Raw genomic sequence first — 20,117 nt, forward strand, 5'->3', positions numbered from 1 at the left:
CGCGTCCGCCTGAAGCGAAATGTATAACAACCATCTAAATTTCTCGACAGCCTGACAGCCCTGCCATCCCGGCGGGGCTGTTTTTGTTTGATGTTAACCCTTTTCATTACGCTCCAACGCACTTTCATGTGCCGAAGCTTTTTTGCAGAATATCGATTGCTTAATTTAAATAAAAATAAGCTAATTGCGCTTAATTTAAAAATATTTCAATAATTAAATCTATTTAACTTTGTTTTAACCTTGCCTCTTTAGTATTAGGTCAAATGATTGAGAATAAAGGAGGAAAAGAAAATGGTTGAAAACAATTTTAAAATCACAGACGATCGGCAGCTTGGCAATTTCGATAGCCAGACTGTATTTAAACGCCCAGAAGCGCTAAGAGCTTCCGGCCCCACTGGTACAGCCATCGGGCTGAGCGAAAATCATGCCGGATCGCTGGCTTACCTATTCGGTTTTGTAACCGGGTTCCTGCTCCTTATTGTCGAAAAAGAAAATCGCTTCGTGCGTTTTCATGCGCTGCAGTCGATTTTGCTGTCAATCGCATTCGTAACTGTATTCACCGTCCTTGGGATGCTTCCAGTCATCGGCTGGTTATCAGGAGTGATCTTATTGCCAATTGGTTTGGTGCTTTGGATCATCCTTATGTTAAACGCCTCTAACGGCAAATATTCAAAAGTCTTCTACATTGGACAATTTGCTGAAAAGCAATTGCGTTAAAAGCATCACAAAATTCATTGGAAACAGAGGTGTCAGGAAATGGAGAGTACATTCAACGTCAAAGAATTTTTAAAGGCTTTGCGCAAGCGGCTTCCACTGATTATTATGGTGACTTTGCTGTTCGTTGCGTTAAGCGGGCTTGTCAGCTACACCATGATGAAGCCGATTTATCAGGCTTCGACGCAAATTCTGGTCAACCAGAATACAACGGCGGCGCAGCCGTTCAATACGCAGGACATTGATGCAAATATCCAATTGATCAGCACGTATAATGTCATCATCAAAAGCACGACCATTTTGTCAGCGGTCATCGAAGAGCTTGGCTTAAACGAGACGGTCGCCGAATTGAACGAACGCATTACGGTATCGAATATCGAAAATTCACAGGTAGTGACGTTGGATGTGGAAGACGCCTCGATGGAAAAAGCGGTCTTGATCGCTAATACGACGGCATCCGTATTCCAGGCTGAAATTAAGAACTTGATGAAAGTCGATAATGTCAACATCCTGGCGCCGGCTATTGTACCGATTGATCCAGAACCAGTTAAGCCGGACCCGCTATTCAATATGGGTGTCGGGGCCATCATCGGGCTGATGCTCGGAACAGGGCTTGCCATTTTACTTGACCAGATGAACACCACAATCCGTACTGAGGAAGACATCGAAGCGATAGTCGGCCTTAATGTACTGGGCATCGTAAGCCGCACTGAGGGCGGCAAGGAAGAACGCAGATCTTCGACATTAAAAGATAAGAAGGAGTTGTTGGTAGATGTGGACAGCGAAAAAATCAAATCGATCGGTGGGACGAAAATTGGTGGTTCGTACTAACCCCCAATCCATAACTACTGAACAATACCGTACGATCCGGACGAATATCAATTTCTCTATGCCAGGCCCTGATACACAGACAATCCTCTTTACATCGGCAGCGAAAGAGGAAGGGAAATCGACAACTTCCTGCAATATGGCAATTGTGTTTGCCGAAGCCGGAAAACGCGTGCTGCTTGTCGACGCAGATATGAGGCGCCCGACATTGCACCATACCTTCCAGCAAGCGAATAAAGTCGGCCTGTCGAATCTTCTGCTGAAAAAAGGCAGGCTCCAGGATAGCGTGAAACGAAGCGGTGTGGTGGGGCTCGACTTGCTGTTATGCGGCCAGATTCCGCCAAATCCAGCTGAATTGCTCAGCTCTCCGGCGCTTGACTCATTAATCGAAGAGATGAAGGAAAAATACGATTTGATCATTTTCGACTCGCCGCCGCTATTGTCGGTAACCGATTCGAAAATCCTGGCGAATAAATGCGACGCTACTGTATTGGTCGTCAATACCGGCAGATCCGAGAAGGAAAGCGTCACTAAAGCAAGAGACGCGCTGGTGACTTCGAAGGCGTTCATCATGGGTGTGGTCATGAATAATTATGAAATCAGCAAAGATACTTATTATTACCAAGCTTACGGGGATTAATAGCAGCAGTAAAAAAACAGAGATGAGATGGGGTAATTCAATTGACGATTAAGAAAAGATACCTTTCATTATTCTTCATCGATTCGTTGATTATTATTTCTTCTATCTATGCCTGTTATTTATTCTTATATCCGTATGCCAGTGTATTAACAAACGAAATGCTGTTCATCAGCACAATCACGCTGTTCATCGCGTGGCACTCGTTTGCCTGGCATTACGGTCTGTACCGGAAAATTTGGGCATATGCTTCAATCGATGAACTCAAGTCGATTGTCATGGCAGTGACGTTTACCATTTTTGTAGCAGCGGTCATGCAGTATACGTATTCTGCACAATTATATGTGAGAACGCTGATGCTTTCGTGGCTGCTGCTGGTTTTCTTTTTCGGAGCTTCGCGGCTTTCGCTGCGCTTGATCCAGGAACAGGCGATCAAACGTAAAGCGGTTTTGACTAGCCGGACAATGGTTATCGGTGCAGGACAGGCAGGAAGAATGATAGCAAGGCATATGAAGGATAATCCGGAATGGGGAAGAAATCCGGTAATTTTTGTGGATGATGACAAGAAGAAATGGGGACTTGAGATGCTCGGCATCGAAGTTGTCGGCTCAATCGACAATATCCCAGCTTATGTCGTAGACCACCGCATTGATCAAATCGTTATCGCGATCCCTTCATTATCCAAAAAAGCGATGGCGGAACTGACAAAAAAATGTTTGGATACCGGCGCGAAAACACAGACCATTCCGAGAATCGAGGATTTGATGACCGGGAAAATCCAGGTCAGCGATATCCGCGATGTGAAAATCGAAGACTTGCTCGGCCGCGAGGAAGTCAAGCTGGATATGCAAGCGATCAGTGAACAACTGAGCGGCAAGTCGATCATGGTAACAGGTGCAGGCGGCTCGATCGGTTCTGAAATCTGCCGGCAAATCGCCAAATTCAATCCTGCAGAAATCCTGCTTTTGGGGCATGGCGAGAATTCCATCTACACCATTGATATGGAATTGCGGGCAAAAGTGCCGAAAACGACGAAAATTGTGCCAATCATTGCGGATGTCCAGGATAGGGAGCGCATCTTCCACGTCATCAAAACACTCAAACCGGATCTCATCTATCATGCTGCGGCACATAAACATGTACCGTTGATGGAAGCGAACCCGCTAGAAGCGGTCAAAAACAATGTTTTCGGGACCAAAAACGTGGCTGAAGCCGCTGATAAGTTCGGTGTAGGAAGTTTTGTCATGATTTCCACAGATAAGGCCGTCAATCCTCCGAATATTATGGGGGCGACGAAACGCTTTGCGGAAATGATCGTACAGAATTTGGCTGTCAACAGCAAAACCACTTTTGCAGCAGTCCGCTTCGGCAATGTTCTGGGTTCACGCGGCAGTGTCGTTCCGTTATTTAAGCAGCAGATTGCAGCAGGCGGGCCGATCACCGTAACGGATGAAAATATGACGCGGTATTTCATGACTATTCCGGAAGCTTCTAGGCTGGTAATCCAAGCTGGGCTGCTTGCTTCTGGCGGTGAGGTGTTCGTTCTGGATATGGGCGAACCGGTGAAAATCGTCGATCTTGCACGGAACTTGATCAAACTTTCAGGATTCGAAGAAAACGACATCAAAATCCAATTTTCGGGCATGCGTCCGGGAGAGAAACTATACGAGGAATTGCTTGATGAAAGTGAAATACAGACAGATAAGATTTTCCCGAAAATCTATATCGGCAAGGCGACTCCAATCAGCCAAGTCGAGATGAGCCGTGTCCTGAAACAGCTTCCGGATTTAGGTCCTGAGGAAACGAAGGAGATCCTGCTGAAACTCGCTAACCGCAAGCGGCCGGAAAATGGCCAGCCGCCTGAATGGCAAGATCAATGGAAAGCGAAAGCAGAGGGCAAGTTCGCATAGGTTTTTGAGAAACCGTCTGCCATCCTTGATGAAGCACCAATACTACTAGAGAAAATACATTAAAGGAGGAAGTGCGGATGCGTGATTTGCCCATGAGAATATACGACAATTCGCCGATTTACTTCCAAAACCTTTTTGCGAGCGTGGAGGGATACAGAAGGACAAAAAGCCGATATGGCAACATTTACTTCAAATACCTGAAAGAATTGGGCAAACGGGATTATTCTGATGCGGTTTATGAAAAAAACTATCAGCAGCAGGAACTCCAGAAGCTAGTCAAACATGCCTTTGAAAAGAGCCCATTTTACCAGGATTTCTACAAAGGGATCGACATCAGCTCAATAAAAACAGTAGATGACTTGAAGAGATTGCCAGTGCTGGAAAAGGAGATGGTCCGGGAGAACATCACTTCCATGTACACCATCCCCGAAAACTCCGCCATCGTTTCCCATACCTTGGATTCAGCGGGCATTCCGCTGAAATTCCTGTTCACTAAAGAGGACATGCAAAAGCATATGGCGTTTCTGGATTTTTTCAAAAAACAGCATGGCGTCACCAACTTGGAAATGAAAAGAGCTTCTTTCAGCTCCAATCGCTTTATACCAAAGCGGCAGCAGAAAAAGGTGTTCTGGCGCGACAATTATTCAAGCAAACAGCGCTTGTATTCCGCTTATTATTGCAATGAAAAGAACGCAGGTTTTTTTGTGGAGAACCTGGATGGCTATCAGCCGGACTTCATCGATGGGCTGCCTTCAGCCCTTTATGAAGTGGCGAAATACATCAACCAGCACCGGATCATCTTGTCGTTCCATCCTATTGCGATTTTTTCTACCGCTGAAACCTTGACACCGCAGCACCGCCGGGAAATTGAAATGGCATTCGATTGCCCGGTCCGCAATCATTATGCTTCTACAGAAGGCGCGCCGTTCATAACGGAATGTCCGAAAGGCAGGCTGCATTATAATTTGAGCTCAGGCATCATCGAAACAACAATTGACAAGGAAATGATCATAACGGGCTTCAATACGTATGGAACGCCGCTGATCCGCTACAAAACCGGAGAACGCATCGATATGGCGAAAGATGGTGGATATTGCGAATGCGGCAGCTCTCATCCGGTCGTCCATCCTTTACAGGACCGGGGGGATGATTATCTCCAATCGAAAAGCAAAGGCAAATTCACGGCTTTGTATATGTCTATGGCCAGCAGCCGTTTTTCCGACAGCATCCGGAAAATACAATTTATCCAAAATTCGCCGGATGTCATCGACGTCATGATTGAAGCGGCGGAAAGCTATACGAACGCCATGACAGAATCGATTCATGAAGAAATGGTTTATATTTTTGGCAGCGACATGCGATTTAATATGCGCATCGTAGAAGAGATTCCTGTGCAGCCGAACAGTAAATTCCGGCTGGTGATCAACAACCTGAATGGATAACGAACTGCTTGCAAGAAAAATAGGCGTAATGCTGGAATTTGATGGGGTGATTTATTGATGAAGATTTTACCGATTGAGCAAAACCAAAGCACAAATCTTTTCATCCAGGCACCATACCAGAAGGAAAAGATTTTCCTTTCTTCTCCTCATATGACCGGAAACGAAATGAAATACATCAACGAAGCATTCGATACCAATTGGATTGCTCCAATCGGACCGAATGTCGACAAGTTCGAGGCTGAACTTGCTGCGTATACAGGAGCGGCAGCCGGGGCTGCACTGAGTTCTGGCACGGCCGCAATCCATTTGGCTCTTCATTTATTGGGTGTCGGCAAAGGGGATCGCGTATTTTGTTCATCACTGACATTCGTTGCCAGCGCAAACCCTATCTTATACGAAGGGGCAGAACCGGTATTCATCGATGCGGAAGAACAGACATGGAACATGTCTCCGGCTGCACTCCGCAAAGCCTTTGTGGCATCGGCAGAAGAAGGCAAATTGCCTAAAGCGGTCATTGTCGTCAATTTATACGGCCAAAGCGCGCAGATGGACGAATTGCTTGAAATCTGCAACGAGTATGGCGTTCCCATCATAGAAGATGCAGCGGAATCGCTTGGCTCTCTTTACAAAGGCCGCAGCAGCGGAACCCTTGGCAAGTTTGGCATCTATTCCTTCAATGGCAATAAAATCATCACGGCATCAAGCGGGGGAATGCTGATTTCCAATGATGCCCAAGCGCTGGTGAAAGCCAGATTTCTTGCTTCCCAGGCAAAGGATCCCGCACCGTATTATAAACACCATGAAGTTGGCTATAATTATCGGATGAGCAACATTCTTGCAGGAGTCGGCAGAGCGCAATTAGAGGCGATCGAAGACCGCGTCAATGCCCGGCGTGCAATTTATGCTAGGTACGCGGAAGCCTTCAAGGACATCGAAGCTATTGAATTCCAGCCGGAACTGGAAGATACGCGTTCGAACCGCTGGCTGAGCGCCTTCACGCTTAACACCGATATTACCGCATTGACGCCTGAAAACATCAAGCGCGCCCTTGAGACAGAGGAAATCGAATCCCGCAATATTTGGAACCCGCTGCACCAGCAAGAATTATTCAAAGATGCGCCATTCTACAAAGATGGCGATGGCGAAGCAGTCAGTGAAAAGATTTTCCGATGCGGCTTGTGCCTGCCATCCGGATCGAATATGACGGCCGCACAGCAAAATCGAGTGATCCGTGTCATTAAAAACCTGTTCAATAATTGATAAGGGAGCTGAGGGGACATTCCGTTGAGGGATGGCCCTTTTGCGATTCAAGTAAGCCATAGCCAAAATGAAGCAAGCGCAGCTCAACAGCTAGACTTGCTTTTTATTGGCGTCTTATTCTGAGAAATGGGGAGATGGCTATGAAATTTACTCAGCTTATAATGATGTTGTTATTGGTCATGCTGCTCGCGGCGTGTGGAGCGGAAACGCCGCCTGAACCGGAAGTGCCGGAAAATGGCGGGCAGCCGCCGGCAGAAGAACCGGAGGAACCCGCAGAAGAGCCGGTGGTGGAACCAGAAGAACCAGAAGAACCAGAAGAACCGGCAATCGAGGAAAGCGACCCTTACAGCTTTTTCATGAAAGATGGCACCACCGCTCATTTTAGAGGAGACGGAAACGAATATGCGCAGCTTACGGTCCGCACTGTTTTTCTGGAAGAGAACCATATCGCGGTCTACGAAGACAATGGCGGAACCACAATTCTAAAAGTTTTCCGGATTGCAGACAGCGCGGCCGACTTGGTTCTTGAGAAACCGGAATTCTATGAAGAATACAATCCGCCGCTAGAAGAGCTCAAATCCTTGCAACCGATTTCCCGCTACTTTGAATTGCCGATTGAAGCTGGTGATAAAGTTGACGGCTTAGAGGTGGTAGAGATTGATGTTGCTGCGGAAACGCCTTACGCTAATTTCGAAAATGCAATTATGACCGAGAAACTTGAAGATGATGGTGCGACAATCCGCAATTATTACGTCGAAGGGCTCGGTGAAGTGAAACGGGAGTTTATCATGGGAGAAGGAGCGGATGAGTTCCGGGTGACGTCTTCTTTGGAGTCGATTGAATAAACCAGTAACCGGCCTGTGTGTTTACAGGCCATTTTTTATGGGATTATCCAAGAAATAAATGCCAAAAGCAGGAAAATGGTGTATTCTAGAATTCGATATCAAGCGCAAAGGAATGAAGAATATGAAGCACATGGTTACAGCGAATGATGTGGCGAAACTGGCCGGAGTATCCCAATCTTCCGTTTCACGGGTCTATTTTGAAGGAGCAAAAGTATCGGAGAAAACCCGTGCCAAAGTGCTGGCAGCGGCTGAACAGCTTGGCTATCGGCCAAATGAATTTGCGCGCAGCCTGATCACCAATAAGACCAAAATCATCGGCTTGGTGATGAAAGGGGTCGAGAATCCCTTTTATCCGCAAGTTTTGAAGCAATTCACGACCGCGTTTAAAAAACTGGGCTATAGTGTCTTATTTGTGCACACCCAAAATGAGGAAATCCAACCCGAAGATGTGGAAACATTGTTGAATTACAATGTAGCGGGCGTCATTATCACTGACGCTGCGATGTCGTTGAAAGTAGCTGAGGACTTCCGCTCAAACCGCATTCCGCTTGTGTTTTTCAACCGCAAATTAAACACGGATGAATTTTATTCGGTGTGCTGCAATAACCTGGATGCCAGCAGGAAAGTTGCGGAATACCTGATCAGCCAGGATGTAAAAGATATGGTTTATATTTCTGGCAATGGCAACACGTCGACGAGCCTGGAACGGGAAGCCGGTTTCATGGAAATCCTGCAGAAAACAGGGATTCCACATCGCAAATACGCTTCGGATTATACGTATACAGGCGGCTTTCAAACAGCTTTGGGCATCGTGGATGAAGGACGCGCTCCATCGGCCATTTTTGCAGCGAACGACATCATGGCGCTTGGCGTGATTGATGCATTAAAAAAGAAATCGCTGCGCATTCCAGAAGACGTAAAAGTGGTCGGATTCGACAACATCGATATGGCAGCATGGCTGGGTTACCAATTGACTACCTGGGAGCAGCCGATTGAAGAAATGGTGAAAAAAACAATCGAATACATTATGGCTGAAATCGCTGATTACACGGGGTTGGCGAAGGCTGTGGAAATCGATGGAAAATTAATCAAACGAAAAACTGCCTGAAAATTATTGACTTTCAAGATTAATTGCAATATTCTTCTTGTTAGCACGTGTTTTGCATACGTATTCAAAAAATGGAGGGAACTATTATGGTAAAAGTATTTAAAGCAGGTAAATCGCAAGAAGAAGTAAGTGCCAACGATTTTAAAGTATCTCAGATTGTTTCTGAAGCATTGAAAGACGTGGAAACGCGAGGTGACGAAGCAGTTCGTGAATTGTCGGAAAAATTCGATAAGTGGTCTCCTGAAGCATTCCGTCTCACTGAAGCGCAAGTAAATGAAATCGTTTCCAAAGTTCCTGACTCCGTGATTGAAGACATCAAATTCGCCCAAAAGAATATCAAGGCTTTTGCAGAAGCGCAGCTTGCTTCATTGAGCGATGTCGAAGTCGAACACATTCCCGGCGTTATTTTAGGCCATAAAAATATTCCCGTGAACAGCGTCGGCTGTTACATCCCAGGCGGCCGCTATCCGATGGTGGCATCTGCACACATGAGCGTGCTTACTGCAAAAGTTGCTGGCGTTAAACGTGTAATCGCTTGCACGCCGCCGATCAATGGAGAAATTCCGAATGCAACGATTGCTGCTATGTCATTAGCAGGCGCGGATGAAATCTATTTGCTTGGCGGAATCCAAGCAATGGCTGCAATGGCAATTGGCACTGAAACAATCGAAGCCGTCGACATGATTGTAGGGCCGGGCAATGCGTTTGTTGCAGAAGCAAAACGCCAATTATACGGCAGAGTCGGAATTGATTTATTCGCAGGCCCTACTGAAACTTTGGTTGTAGCAGATCATACAGCAGATGCTGAAATGGTCGCGACAGATATTCTTGGCCAAGGTGAACACGGACCGACGTCCCCAGGCGCGTTGATTACCACTTCTGAGAAATTGGCTGAAGAAACGGTCAAAGAAATCGAACGCCAGCTCGAAACTTTGCCGACTGCCGATGTCGCGCGCGTATCATGGGAAGATTATGGCCAGATCCTGATCGTCGACTCGATCGAAGAAGCACGCATCGAAGCGGATCGCCTGGCATTTGAACACGTAGAGATCCTGACGGAAAATCCGGATTATTTCCTGGAGAACATGACGAATTACGGTTGCTTATTCCTGGGGCCAGAAACCAACGTCGCTTACGGCGATAAAGTCATTGGCACCAATCACACTTTGCCGACAAAAGGCGCGGCACGCTACACAGGCGGCCTGTGGGTTGGCAAATTCATCAAAACCGTCACATACCAAAAAATCACGACACCAGAAGCAAGCGCATACATCGGTGAATATGCAGCACGCTTATGCCAGCTTGAAAACTTTGCAGGCCATGCAGAACAAGCATTATTGCGCGTAAGACGATACGGGAAAAAGTAATAGTTAATTAGGTGAGCTGATATTCTGCCAAACAGTCCCGCAAGGAAATGCGTTGCTCTTTGGCGGAATATCAGCTATTACAAAAACCCCATATTACATAAAAGCTATTTGGTATATCCCAAAGCTTGATGGAGGAAATTATATGATTGGCATGATTGGTTTATTTGGCGGATTGGCGCTATTGATTTACTTGACGATGAAAGGCATGAACTTGCTGATTGCGGCACCGCTGACTGCATTATTGGTGGGGATCATGAACGGGCTGCCATTGTTTCCGCAGCTTGCAGAAGAGGGCGCGGCCAACTTTCTGACAAATTACATGACCGGCTTCACGGGCTTTATCGCTTCGTGGTACCTGATGTTCTTGACAGGTGCGATTTTCGGTAAAGTGATGGAAGACAGTGGTGCAGCCGATAGTGTCTCGAAATGGATCGTCGGCAAGCTCGGCATGAAACGGGCGGCGCTCGCTGTCGTTCTTGCCTGTGCGGTATTGACGTATGGCGGCGTAAGCTTGTTCGTCGTGGCGTTCTCGGTGTACCCGATGGCACTCAGCTTGTTCAAGCAAGCAGACTTGCCGCGCCGCTTTATCCCGGCTGCCTTGGCTTTCGGTTCGACGACTTTCACAATGACGTCAGCGGGTTCACCTGAAATCCAGAACTGGATTCCGATTGAATTTCTCGGAACGACGCCGTACGCCGGCTGGGAAGTCAGTGCGATTGTCGCTGTGTTCATGATGGTCTTCGGCTATTGGTGGCTGAAAAAGATGATTGCAAAAGCCGTTTCGAAAGGCGAACGCTTCGTTTCGAGAAAAACAGATCCAACAGCGGATGCGCGGACGGAATTGCCGAACCCGCTACTCAGCATGGTACCGTTGCTGGTGGTTTTGATCATTTCGTTCATCTTCCACGATTCACTTGGCACATCGGCATTGATCATCGCATTAAGCGGCGGGATTGCCGCTGCATATGTGATCAACCGCAAATATTTCACGAATATCGGCAAAGCGTTTGGTGATGGTGCCCTTGGTGCAGTTATTGCCATAGCCAATACAGCAGCAGTAGTAGGATTTGGTGGTGTCGTCAAAGCGACTCCTGCATTCGAATCGGCTGTCGGCGTCATTACTGGAATTCCAGGCAGTCCGCTGATCGGCGGAGCGCTTGCCGTTGCCGTCATCGCAGGATTGACGGGTTCGTCTTCAGGTGGACAAGCAATTGCCTTGCCGCTGCTGGCTCCGCATTACCTGGATCTAGGCGTTGACCCTGAAGCGCTTCACCGGACGGTTGCCATTTCATCAGGCTCTTTGGATTCCTTGCCGCAAGGCGGTTATGTGGTCACGACAATCCGTTCGATTGCCGGCGAGACCCATAAGGATGCCTATCCGGCATTCGGAGCACTTTCTGTCGTGGTGCCACTTCTCGGCGCGGTTTTGGCAGTGGTGCTGTTCTCTTTAGGTTTATAAGATTCACGTGCCCAATGAGCTAGTTTTCAGCTAGTTTGTTGGGTATACTTTTTTTAGACTGACTATTTGGAAGAGGTGCAAAACATGGAAAAGATTTCGATTCTCGGCAGCGGCACGATGGGGCATTCCATCGCATTATCAGCCGCGTGGGCAGGCCAGACTGTGAAAGTCTATGGCATTAATGAGCAAGACCTGGAAACTGCAAACAACGGCCTCGCCAATAAACTCGGTGTGATGGTCGACAATGATTTATTCGATGAAGCGGATGCGAAGCGCATTAAAGACAGCATCCATTTCTCGACGTCTCTTGAAGAAACGGTCGAAGGTGCGACGTTCATCATCGAAGTGATCCCGGAAGTGCTGGAATTGAAGAAAGAAATGTACGCGAAGCTTGAGAAGCTGGTAAGTGAAGACGTCGTCATCGCAAGCAATACGTCGGGCTTCATGCCGAGCCTGCTGTCTGAAGATATGATCCATCCAAACCGGTTCGTCGTGACGCATTTCTGGAATCCGGGGCACCTGATTCCATTGGTCGAAGTGGTGAAAGGCAGCAAAACGGATGAAAAAACCGTACAGCGTGCGATGCAAGTTATTGCCGATATGAATAAGAAACCGATTTTATTGCAAAAAGAACTGCCTGGCTTTATCGGCAACCGGCTGCAGTACGCGTTGTTCCGTGAAGCGCAGGCGCTGCTGGATTCCGGAGCTGCATCAAAAGAAGATATTGATGCTGCGGTCACCTACAGCATCGGCCGCCGCTTGCCGGTGACTGGGCCGTTGATGACCGCCGATATGGGCGGCTTGGATGTATTCTCGGCAATTTCGAATTACCTGTTCGAGGATTTGGCGACGGACCAGCGTTCAGGCAAAATTTTGTCGGAACTTGCGGCAGACGGCAATCTGGGCGACAAGAGCGGCAAAGGTTTCTACGACTGGGAGCCTGCCGTATCCCGCAAACTCAATGCGGAGCGGGAACGGACGCTGATCCATTTCCTGAAAAACGATCTGCAGGCATTGGGGGAGGGCGAATAATGGGCGCATACTTTTCCGAACTTGCCGGCAAGACCGTCATTGTAACCGGCGGCAGCAAAGGGATCGGCCGGGACATTGCCCGGACTTTTGCGGAACTGGGGGCGAATGTGGTCATCTCCGGACGTAATCAGCAAGCGCTGGACGACGCGCTGCGCGAGCTGCATGGCTATAATCCGAGCTGCATCGCAGTGGCCGGTGATTTGAGCGAAGTTGCAGAAGTACGGAGGCTGATTGATACGGCAGCGGACACTTTCGGCACAGTCGATGTACTGGTGAATAACGCAGGCGTCAATATCGCAAAACCTGCAATGGACGTGACAGAGTCGGATTGGGATACGGTCCTCGATTTGAACTTGAAATCCGCCTTTTTCGCCAGCCAGGCAGCCGCTAAGTATATGCTGGCACAGAAAAGCGGTCGAATCATCAACATCGCTTCCCAAATGGCGTTTGTCGGCTATATCAAGCGTGCGGCCTATTGCTCGAGTAAAGGCGGCATGGTGCAGATGACCAAAGCGCTTGCTGTGGAATGGGCGAAAGACGGCGTGAAGGTCAATGCCGTCGCGCCGACGTTCATCGAAACAGAACTCACGGCGAAGATGTTCGAAGACGAAGCATTCAAGAAAGACGTCGAAAACCGCATCCTGTTGGACGGATTGGCGCGGCCGAAAGACATTTCAGGAGCCGTGCTGTACCTGGCATCCGATTTGGCGAATTTCGTGACCGGCGAAACAATCAAGGTCGATGGAGGCTGGACTGCTATTTAAAGCATAAAGATTCATCAGCCAATTGAGCTATATAAGTTGAACAAAAGAATTTCGATTTTTACATCGCTTCGGACGCTTTGGGCATGGCTCCCGCTATGAGCCGAGAAGAACACTCGTCTCCTAGCTCCGCCTAGCCCTTTGCCGCGCCTGCGCTAAGATATTTATCGATATGTAGCAAAGCAGCGGAGAAAACCTTACTGCTCCTGCAGCGCTATGCGCTTCGTCGCAAAGACTTGCCCTCGCAAGCTTCGGGTAAGTCTTGCCCGCGGCAATAAAAGATGTGCTCCTGCAGCCCTTCGTGCTTCGTCGCAAAGGTATCTCCCCAATTCTTGGGTCGATACCTGCGCAGCTGGTTTGCGGAATATCGAAGGTTATAAATATTAGTCCAACTTATACAATTGAAAAGACAGTGAAAACGATTCGTTTTCACTGTCTTTTTTGTTTTTATGTGTCTTACTGTAAAGGGTGGCTTCTGGGACTCTTTTGAGATGAAGGCGCTTTCATGGGAGATTCGTCTCAGCCTAAAGTCCGAATATTACAAGAAAAATCAGAAAAGTCTTTCAATTGGTGTTAAACGCTTTATAATGAACAATTATAAACAAAGGGAGATGAGGCAATGGCGAACCTAAGAAACGACTCTTTGCATCTGCATCGGGAACATCAGGGAAAACTCGAAGTCCGTTCAAAAGTGGCGGTCGGAAATGAAAGGGAGTTAAGTCTCGCCTATTCTCCTGGGGTAGCAGAACCGTGCAAGGAAATTGCGCAGGACACGGGGAAAGTCTACGAGTATACGATGAAAGGCAATACGGTGGCAGTGATTACAGATGGCACTGCAGTGCTCGGGCTTGGCAATATCGGCCCTCATGCAGCGCTGCCGGTGATGGAAGGGAAAGCGGTGCTGTTCAAGGAATTCGCAGGTGTTGATGCTTTTCCAATCTGCTTGGACACGACAGATGCGGAGACAATCATCCAAACCGTTAAACTGCTGGAGCCCGGTTTTGGCGGCGTCAATTTGGAAGACATTTCAGCGCCAACCTGTTTTATCGTCGAGCAGCGTTTAAAAGAAGAAATGGGCATCCCGGTATTTCACGACGATCAGCATGGAACGGCCGTCGTGACGCTTGCCGGATTGATCAATTCCTTGAAGCTGGTAGGCAAAAATGTCGACGAAGTGAAAGTGGTCGTCAACGGCGCAGGAGCTGCAGGGATTGCAGTCGTCAAGCTGTTGAGCAAGTATGGTTTCAGCCAATTGATCATGTGTGATACGAAAGGCGCGATTTTTAAAGGGCGTTCCTACGGAATGAACCCGTTCAAGGAAGAGGTCGCAGAAATGACCAATTATGGACGTTCTGAAGGCAAACTTGGAGAGGTTATCAAAGGGGCGGACGTCTTTATCGGCGTATCGGCAGAGGGAGCTTTGAGCGAAGAAATGGTGGCGTCGATGAATGCTGAACCGATCATTTTTGCGATGGCGAACCCGAATCCGGAGATTCTGCCCCACGCGGCAAAACGTGCAGGGGCTCGCATTGTAGGCACGGGGCGATCCGACTTCCCGAACCAAGTCAATAACGTTCTGGCGTTCCCAGGCATCTTCCGGGGTGCACTGGACGTCCGCGCCACTGAAATCAATGATGCGATGAAAATTGCGGCAGTGGAAGCGATTGCCGGGCTGTTGGAATTTCACGAACTCCACGACGAATACGTCATTCCAGCGCCATTCGACCTGCGCGTTGCGCCTGCAGTAGCAGCCGCAGTAGCGCAAGCGGCGATTGATACGGGAGTGGCTAAGCGGCCAATTGGCACGAATGCCTCCGCTGCACAGGAAGCTCTTTCAGGAAAAAGTATATAATAGAAGAAAGCCGCCCATTCATCTTTTAGAATGGGCGGCTTTTTTCTGGAATTTTGGATTGCATCAGCATGTGTGAATTTATTTCACCAGCTCAGGAGTCTTTGTTGCGCGTCGGACTTTTTGCAGAGCCTGTTCGAGGTCTTCCAGCAAGTCGTCACGGTTTTCAAGGCCGACCGATAACCGCAGGACGCCGTCTGTGATGCCGCGCTTTTCGCGGTATTCTTTCGGCATTGACGCATGGGACATCGTCGCCGGATACGAAAGGATGGTTTCGACGGCGCCTAAACTTACCGCGAAAACCGGAATTTCGAGGCTTTCCACAAAAATGCGTGCGGCATCTTTGTCCTTCAGGCGCAGCGATACGACTGCGCCTGCATCGCGTGCCTGGCGCTCATGGATCGGATTGCCGGGATGGAACGTGAATCCGGGATAATAGACTTCTTCCACGGCGGGATGGCTATGCAGATATTCCGCAATGACACGAGCGGAAGCAGATGATTGCTTCAAGCGTGCGCCAAGCGTTTTGATGCCTTGGATCAAAGTATAAGAATCGTGTGCTCCTAAAACCGAACCGAAGGTATTTTGAATAAAACCAAGGCGATCCGCCAATTCCGGATCTTTGACGACTGCGAGCCCTGCGATAATGTCACTATGGCCTGAAAGGAATTTCGTCGCACTGTGCAAGACGACGTCTGCCCCCAAAGCAAGCGGGTTCTGATACAGCGGCGTCATGAATGTATTGTCGACGAATGTCAGGCAGCCATTGGCTTTTGCTAATTTAGCTGCAATTTCAATGTCGGTGATATTCATGACCGGATTGGAAGGTGTTTCAATGTATACGACTTTCGTATTGGGCTTGATTGCTGCGGCCATTTCGCTGAGGTCAGTCATGTCGACAAAGCTGTAGGAAATGCCGAATTTGGTAAGCACTTCCGTTACAAAACGGTAAGTGCCGCCGTAGACATCTTCCGATACAAGGACGTGATCGCCAGCCGACAGCAGCATGAATGCGGAGGAAATGGCAGCCATGCCGGAAGCGAAAGCGAATCCGCGTGTACCGCCTTCGAGTTTGGCAATGGTTTCTTCCAGTTTTAACCGTGTAGGGTTCCCGGAGCGGCTGTAATCGAACGGTCCGAATTCGTCAAAACTTGGCTGATGGTAGGTGGAAGACAAATGAATCGGAACATTGACCGCTCCGGTTTCTTTGTCGACGCCGGCAGCGTGGATGAATTGGGTTTCCAAATGTGTCATAGATGAAGGACCTCCTTGTCCAGTTTTGCGAATGCTTGCGTCAGATCGGCTGTCAGGTCTTCACTTTCTTCGATGCCAACGGAAAAGCGCAGCAGGCGGTCGCAAATTCCGCGGCGCGTCCGCTCTTCATAAGGGATATCGGCGTGCGTCTGGGTGGCAGGATAAGTGATGAAACTTTCCACACCACCGAGGCTTTCAGCGAACGTGATCAGTTCCAGGTTTTCCAGAAACGGCCCGACTAATGCGGCGTCTTGCAAGCGGAATGACAGCATGCCGCCTTTGCCGGGATACAGGACATCCGTAACTGAAGGATGATGTTCCAGAAATGCGGCAGCTTCGCGTGCATTTTTTTCGTGCTGTTTCATGCGAAGCGGCAGCGTCTTCAAGCCGCGGATCAACAGCCAGGAATCGAACGGCGACAACACTGCGCCAGCTGAGTTGTGGAGTACGCCCAATTTCTCGCAAAGCGCTTCGCCTTTAGCGGCAACCAGGCCGCCGAGCACGTCATTGTGGCCGCCGATGTACTTTGTCGCGCTGTGCAAGACGATATCTGCGCCTAATGCGATCGGCTGTTGAAGATAAGGCGTTAAGAAGGTGTTGTCGGCAATGAGCAGCAAATCATGTTTTTTAGCCAGTTTTCCGTAAGCGGCAAGGTCGATTTCCTGCATCAATGGATTAGTCGGCGTCTCGATGAACAACGCTTTCGTTTTATCGGTGATCAAGCTTTCAGTATGGCTGACGTCATGGAAATCTGCGTAGACGGTGCGGATATTGTAAATTTCCGAATAATGCTGGAGCAGGCGATAAGTGCCGCCATAAATATCTTCAGGCACCAATAATTCGTCTTCCGGCCGGAACAGCGACAGCACCAGCTGGATTGCCGCCATTCCGGAACTACAGGCAAAGCCGGCATCCGCACCTTCAAGAGCGGCGATGCCTTCTTCCAGCACGGAACGCGTCGGATTTTTCGTGCGCGTATAATCATAGCCGGTCGATTTGCCGAGCCCTTCGTGTTCATACGCAGTCGATAAATAAATGGGGGTGCTGACAGCGCCTGTCGTTTTATCTGTTTTATTGCCTAATTGCACTAATTGGGTTTCAATGCCGAATTTTGTCATGGGAATCATCCTTTCAAAATGAAAAAACAGGGGCTTTCTTCTCGAATAAAGAAGAAAGCCCCTGTTTGGGAACAAATTCTTCTCATCTTCTAAGCCGAAGCCTATTGGAATTAGCACCGTAGCCAAAAGGCTGGTTGCTGAGACTTCACAGGGCCAAATCCCTCCGTCTCTCTAGATAAGAAATAAATTATGAAATTTTATGTGTGTTATTTGGATAAAGATTACTTTAATACACTAGAGCAAATATTACAAGAGAAAAGTGGAAATTGTTAAAAAACTAACAGCCAGCAGGCAGAAATAAAGGAACTGAAAGTGCACAGCTTTTCGAAGAAGCTTTGTATTGCTGTTAATTCGTATGTCGAAAGGGTATACTATACAGTAGAATTTAGCGGAAAGGGGCTTTTCGATGTATATTGTAACGTCCACTGTAACGGTGCCGGAAGAGAAAACAGATGATTTGATCGCCATTTACCAGCAACGGTCCCGCCGTGTGGATAAGGCTGAAGGATTTGTTTCTTTCCGGCTGATTCAGAATACGAAAAAATTGAACGAATTGACGGTGCATCTTGAATGGGCATCGAAAGAAGCATATCTCCAATGGGTGAGAAGCGACGAGTTCAAGGAAATCCATGAGCTTGAAAAGCATTACCCGGACCAGCAATTGGCAGGCATAGCGCCGAAAGTCCGCCAATACGAAGTGGTGGCCGAATGAACCGGGATGTAAAAATACAAATTGCTTCGAATACGGCTAAAAGCATCTACGAAGCGTATCCGAACTTATGGGAAAGATTCGGGGAGCGCGGCTTTTTGCGCACCGAAGAAGATAATATGCATCATCTTGATCATCTGGAAACTGCGTTCGAACTGCAGGACCAACAGGTTTTCATTGATTACAGCAAATGGCTTGAAACGGTGTTGACAAGCCGCAACGTTGAAACAGCTTTGATTGTCGATAATTTTGAACGGCTCATCAATGTTTTGCCCGGAAATGTGAATGCCAAAGAGGAAGAGTTTATGATTGCGTGCTTAGCGTGTGCAAATAAAGAGCTTTCCGCCCGGTAACCTTAAGGAGGTGGAATCTATGATTCATCCAGTGCAATTAGCGGAATTATTTCTAGAGGGCAATGATCGGGACGCTATCGGACATATCCGTACATTCCTGAAAACCCATAGCCAAAAAGATTTATATGATCAATTGCTGACGCCGGCGATGTACCATGTCGGCGAGCTGTGGGAAAATAATGAGATAACCGTTGCCGATGAACATTTAGCAACGGCGATCTGCGATTTCGTCGTAACTGCGGTTGAAAATCGTGGCCAGGCCGAAGTAGGCGAGGCGCGGAAAGTGATGGTGCTCGGACCTGAAGGCGAAGACCATTATATCGGTTTGAAGATGGTTTCTAGCTTGTTCAGGGAAAATGGCTGGTCAGTCAAATACCTGGGGCCGAACATGCCGCTCAGCCACGCTGTCGAAGCGGCAACTCGCTGGCAGCCGGATGTTATCGCGTTATCCGCAGCACTTGTCTACAGATTGCCGACGATTAAAGCGTATATCAAGGAATTTCTTGCACTTGAACCGGCGCCGACGGTCGTATTTGGCGGCAGAGCAGTGTCAAAAGCCAATATGGCTGCGCTGCATGAACAAGGTGCAATTGTCATTAAAGATTTAGACCAGTTGGAACGCTGGCTGACGATGGGAGAGGAACCGCAAGATGAATACGGGATATCAATTTGACGGTTTGCCACTCCCGGCGATTCAATTGAACAATAGCCTTTCCGTAATAAGCTGCTCGCAAGAGGCAAGCAGCTTATTCGGAGATTTCACCGCCTTAAGAGACATTGTCGATGAAGGCAGCCTGAAAAAAGCAGGGAATTTGTTGAAGCCTCAAAAGACACCGATTAAATTCGAATTGAATTTCGTGACAAAAGACTTAGAATTGATTTTGGCTGATGTTTATGGGAAATGGGACAGCGACTTCAGTTTATCTGTCATCATTGTTCCGAAGATGGATGAAATGTCTGGTGTTTCAACTCAGCTGCGCCTTTTGCAGAATCGGCTCCGTGAAACGGATTATGATTTATTCCAGGAAAAGGAGCTGACGCTCAAGCTTTTGGAGCGGGTACGCCTTCTTTCTGCGCCATGCATCCAATTGAACCAACAGCAAGTGCTGATTCCGCTGTTCGGCGATCTGACAAAGGCGAAAGTGATTGCCATCAGGGATCCGCTGCTTGAAAGCATCCATAATTTCAAAGCGGAAACGGTGCTGGTCGATTTTACAGCAGTCGACCGGATAGATGAGAAAGGGCTCGATGAATGGGAAGCGTTGCTCCAATCCTTAAAAGTGATGGGCAAAGAATGCATCATTACAGGATTGAAGCCCGAGCACGCGAAAAGCTTGCACTTGATGAACTCACGGCTGACGATGCGTTTTTCAGCGTCGCTGCTGGGTGTGCTCTCGGGTAATAGATAAAACCGGCTCCTGGAAAGAGGCCGGTTTCAGACTGTAGACAAAGTCTACTCAAAATGAATAAC

19 protein-coding genes and 1 riboswitch are annotated in these 20,117 nt (G+C 48.2%); of the genes, 17 read left to right on the plus strand and 2 right to left on the minus strand.

The window, feature by feature from the left end:
• Window positions 1-291: 291 nt before the first annotated feature.
• The 13 genes from QMA09_RS13560 (at window position 292) to ystJ (ending at window position 15,215) form a co-directional block, all read left to right on the plus strand.
• Window positions 292-717 carry a DUF4870 domain-containing protein gene (locus tag QMA09_RS13560; RefSeq protein WP_241666082.1) on the plus strand — a complete coding sequence of 142 codons (426 nt, stop codon included), beginning with the start codon at window positions 292-294 and terminating at the stop codon, window positions 715-717.
• A gap of 39 nt (window positions 718-756) precedes the next feature.
• Window positions 757-1,545, plus strand: coding sequence for a YveK family protein (locus tag QMA09_RS13565; RefSeq protein ID WP_290213489.1), 789 nt, complete (start codon window positions 757-759; stop codon window positions 1,543-1,545).
• Complete coding sequence (locus QMA09_RS13570; protein WP_416145090.1) at window positions 1,532-2,182, plus strand: CpsD/CapB family tyrosine-protein kinase; 651 nt, start codon at window positions 1,532-1,534, stop codon at window positions 2,180-2,182. Before QMA09_RS13565 ends, QMA09_RS13570 begins: the two co-directional genes overlap by 14 nt.
• A gap of 41 nt (window positions 2,183-2,223) precedes the next feature.
• Window positions 2,224-4,089 carry a nucleoside-diphosphate sugar epimerase/dehydratase gene (locus QMA09_RS13575; RefSeq protein WP_135500441.1) on the plus strand — a complete coding sequence of 622 codons (1,866 nt, stop codon included), beginning with the start codon at window positions 2,224-2,226 and terminating at the stop codon, window positions 4,087-4,089.
• 77 nt (window positions 4,090-4,166) lie between these two features.
• Window positions 4,167-5,531: a phenylacetate--CoA ligase family protein gene (locus QMA09_RS13580; RefSeq protein WP_135500440.1), complete on the plus strand. Its 1,365-nt coding sequence runs from the start codon at window positions 4,167-4,169 to the stop codon at window positions 5,529-5,531.
• Between the two features lie 150 nt (window positions 5,532-5,681).
• Window positions 5,682-6,791 (plus strand): aminotransferase class I/II-fold pyridoxal phosphate-dependent enzyme, encoded by a 1,110-nt coding sequence (locus QMA09_RS13585; protein WP_241666084.1) that lies wholly within the window; start codon window positions 5,682-5,684, stop codon window positions 6,789-6,791.
• A gap of 140 nt (window positions 6,792-6,931) precedes the next feature.
• A complete protein-coding gene (locus QMA09_RS13590) occupies window positions 6,932-7,636 on the plus strand; it encodes a hypothetical protein (RefSeq protein WP_135500439.1) in 705 nt (234 codons plus the stop codon).
• A gap of 121 nt (window positions 7,637-7,757) precedes the next feature.
• Entirely contained in the window at window positions 7,758-8,744 is a 987-nt protein-coding gene (locus QMA09_RS13595; RefSeq protein WP_158290557.1) for a LacI family DNA-binding transcriptional regulator, read from the plus strand.
• An 86-nt stretch (window positions 8,745-8,830) separates the two neighbouring features.
• Window positions 8,831-10,111, plus strand: coding sequence for a histidinol dehydrogenase (gene hisD, locus QMA09_RS13600; RefSeq protein ID WP_135500437.1), 1,281 nt, complete (start codon window positions 8,831-8,833; stop codon window positions 10,109-10,111).
• A 142-nt stretch (window positions 10,112-10,253) separates the two neighbouring features.
• Window positions 10,254-11,570 (plus strand): GntP family permease, encoded by a 1,317-nt coding sequence (locus tag QMA09_RS13605; protein ID WP_135500436.1) that lies wholly within the window; start codon window positions 10,254-10,256, stop codon window positions 11,568-11,570.
• 84 nt (window positions 11,571-11,654) lie between these two features.
• The gene (locus QMA09_RS13610; RefSeq protein ID WP_135500435.1) at window positions 11,655-12,602 is read left to right on the plus strand and encodes a 3-hydroxyacyl-CoA dehydrogenase family protein; all 948 of its coding nucleotides are present in this window, start codon (window positions 11,655-11,657) and stop codon (window positions 12,600-12,602) included.
• Entirely contained in the window at window positions 12,602-13,366 is a 765-nt protein-coding gene (locus tag QMA09_RS13615; protein ID WP_135500434.1) for an SDR family NAD(P)-dependent oxidoreductase, read from the plus strand. The genes QMA09_RS13610 and QMA09_RS13615 overlap by 1 nt, the downstream gene beginning before the upstream one ends.
• 616 nt (window positions 13,367-13,982) lie before the next feature.
• Complete coding sequence (gene ystJ / locus QMA09_RS13620) at window positions 13,983-15,215, plus strand: NADP-dependent malic enzyme (RefSeq protein ID WP_135500433.1); 1,233 nt, start codon at window positions 13,983-13,985, stop codon at window positions 15,213-15,215.
• Between the two features lie 78 nt (window positions 15,216-15,293).
• Here the strand turns inward: ystJ and metC are convergent, their stop codons facing one another.
• Both metC and QMA09_RS13630 read right to left on the minus strand, forming a co-directional pair.
• Window positions 15,294-16,466: a cystathionine beta-lyase gene (gene metC, locus QMA09_RS13625; protein WP_290213490.1), complete on the minus strand. Its 1,173-nt coding sequence runs from the start codon at window positions 16,464-16,466 to the stop codon at window positions 15,294-15,296.
• Window positions 16,463-17,584: a methionine biosynthesis PLP-dependent protein gene (locus tag QMA09_RS13630; protein ID WP_135500431.1), complete on the minus strand. Its 1,122-nt coding sequence runs from the start codon at window positions 17,582-17,584 to the stop codon at window positions 16,463-16,465. Before QMA09_RS13630 ends, metC begins: the two co-directional genes overlap by 4 nt.
• Window positions 17,585-17,663: 79 nt before the next feature.
• Window positions 17,664-17,766, minus strand: a riboswitch (SAM riboswitch).
• A 224-nt stretch (window positions 17,767-17,990) separates the two neighbouring features.
• Here QMA09_RS13630 and QMA09_RS13635 point away from each other — a divergent pair.
• The 4 genes from QMA09_RS13635 to QMA09_RS13650 are packed head-to-tail and all read left to right on the plus strand — an operon-like array spanning window position 17,991 to window position 20,055.
• Window positions 17,991-18,296 carry an antibiotic biosynthesis monooxygenase family protein gene (locus QMA09_RS13635; protein ID WP_135500430.1) on the plus strand — a complete coding sequence of 102 codons (306 nt, stop codon included), beginning with the start codon at window positions 17,991-17,993 and terminating at the stop codon, window positions 18,294-18,296.
• Window positions 18,293-18,646, plus strand: a complete 354-nt coding sequence (locus QMA09_RS13640; protein ID WP_135500429.1) for a hypothetical protein — start codon at window positions 18,293-18,295, stop codon at window positions 18,644-18,646. The genes QMA09_RS13635 and QMA09_RS13640 overlap by 4 nt, the downstream gene beginning before the upstream one ends.
• A gap of 19 nt (window positions 18,647-18,665) precedes the next feature.
• A complete protein-coding gene (locus tag QMA09_RS13645; RefSeq protein WP_135500428.1) occupies window positions 18,666-19,319 on the plus strand; it encodes a cobalamin B12-binding domain-containing protein in 654 nt (217 codons plus the stop codon).
• Window positions 19,297-20,055: an STAS domain-containing protein gene (locus QMA09_RS13650; RefSeq protein WP_135500427.1), complete on the plus strand. Its 759-nt coding sequence runs from the start codon at window positions 19,297-19,299 to the stop codon at window positions 20,053-20,055. The genes QMA09_RS13645 and QMA09_RS13650 overlap by 23 nt, the downstream gene beginning before the upstream one ends.
• Window positions 20,056-20,117 lie beyond the last annotated feature (62 nt).

The sequence above is a fragment of the Planococcus sp. APC 3906 genome (assembly GCF_030407685.1).
In the GTDB taxonomy this organism is placed as follows: domain Bacteria; phylum Bacillota; class Bacilli; order Bacillales_A; family Planococcaceae; genus Planococcus; species Planococcus koreensis.

What these genes read in the sequence shown, in the direction of transcription:
- QMA09_RS13560 (WP_241666082.1), top strand. Translation starts at nt 292, where the DNA reads ATGGTTGAAAACAATTTTAAAATCACAGACGATCGGCAGCTTGGCAAT.
- QMA09_RS13565 (WP_290213489.1), top strand. Translation starts at nt 757, where the DNA reads ATGGAGAGTACATTCAACGTCAAAGAATTTTTAAAGGCTTTGCGCAAG.
- QMA09_RS13580 (WP_135500440.1), top strand. Translation starts at nt 4,167, where the DNA reads ATGCGTGATTTGCCCATGAGAATATACGACAATTCGCCGATTTACTTC.
- QMA09_RS13585 (WP_241666084.1), top strand. Translation starts at nt 5,682, where the DNA reads ATGACCGGAAACGAAATGAAATACATCAACGAAGCATTCGATACCAAT.
- QMA09_RS13590 (WP_135500439.1), top strand. Translation starts at nt 6,932, where the DNA reads ATGAAATTTACTCAGCTTATAATGATGTTGTTATTGGTCATGCTGCTC.
- QMA09_RS13595 (WP_158290557.1), top strand. Translation starts at nt 7,758, where the DNA reads ATGAAGCACATGGTTACAGCGAATGATGTGGCGAAACTGGCCGGAGTA.
- hisD (WP_135500437.1), top strand. Translation starts at nt 8,831, where the DNA reads ATGGTAAAAGTATTTAAAGCAGGTAAATCGCAAGAAGAAGTAAGTGCC.
- QMA09_RS13605 (WP_135500436.1), top strand. Translation starts at nt 10,254, where the DNA reads ATGATTGGCATGATTGGTTTATTTGGCGGATTGGCGCTATTGATTTAC.
- QMA09_RS13610 (WP_135500435.1), top strand. Translation starts at nt 11,655, where the DNA reads ATGGAAAAGATTTCGATTCTCGGCAGCGGCACGATGGGGCATTCCATC.
- QMA09_RS13615 (WP_135500434.1), top strand. Translation starts at nt 12,602, where the DNA reads ATGGGCGCATACTTTTCCGAACTTGCCGGCAAGACCGTCATTGTAACC.
- ystJ (WP_135500433.1), top strand. Translation starts at nt 13,983, where the DNA reads ATGGCGAACCTAAGAAACGACTCTTTGCATCTGCATCGGGAACATCAG.
- metC (WP_290213490.1), bottom strand. Translation starts at nt 16,466, where the DNA reads ATGACACATTTGGAAACCCAATTCATCCACGCTGCCGGCGTCGACAAA.
- QMA09_RS13630 (WP_135500431.1), bottom strand. Translation starts at nt 17,584, where the DNA reads ATGACAAAATTCGGCATTGAAACCCAATTAGTGCAATTAGGCAATAAA.
- QMA09_RS13635 (WP_135500430.1), top strand. Translation starts at nt 17,991, where the DNA reads ATGTATATTGTAACGTCCACTGTAACGGTGCCGGAAGAGAAAACAGAT.
- QMA09_RS13640 (WP_135500429.1), top strand. Translation starts at nt 18,293, where the DNA reads ATGAACCGGGATGTAAAAATACAAATTGCTTCGAATACGGCTAAAAGC.
- QMA09_RS13645 (WP_135500428.1), top strand. Translation starts at nt 18,666, where the DNA reads ATGATTCATCCAGTGCAATTAGCGGAATTATTTCTAGAGGGCAATGAT.
- QMA09_RS13650 (WP_135500427.1), top strand. Translation starts at nt 19,297, where the DNA reads ATGAATACGGGATATCAATTTGACGGTTTGCCACTCCCGGCGATTCAA.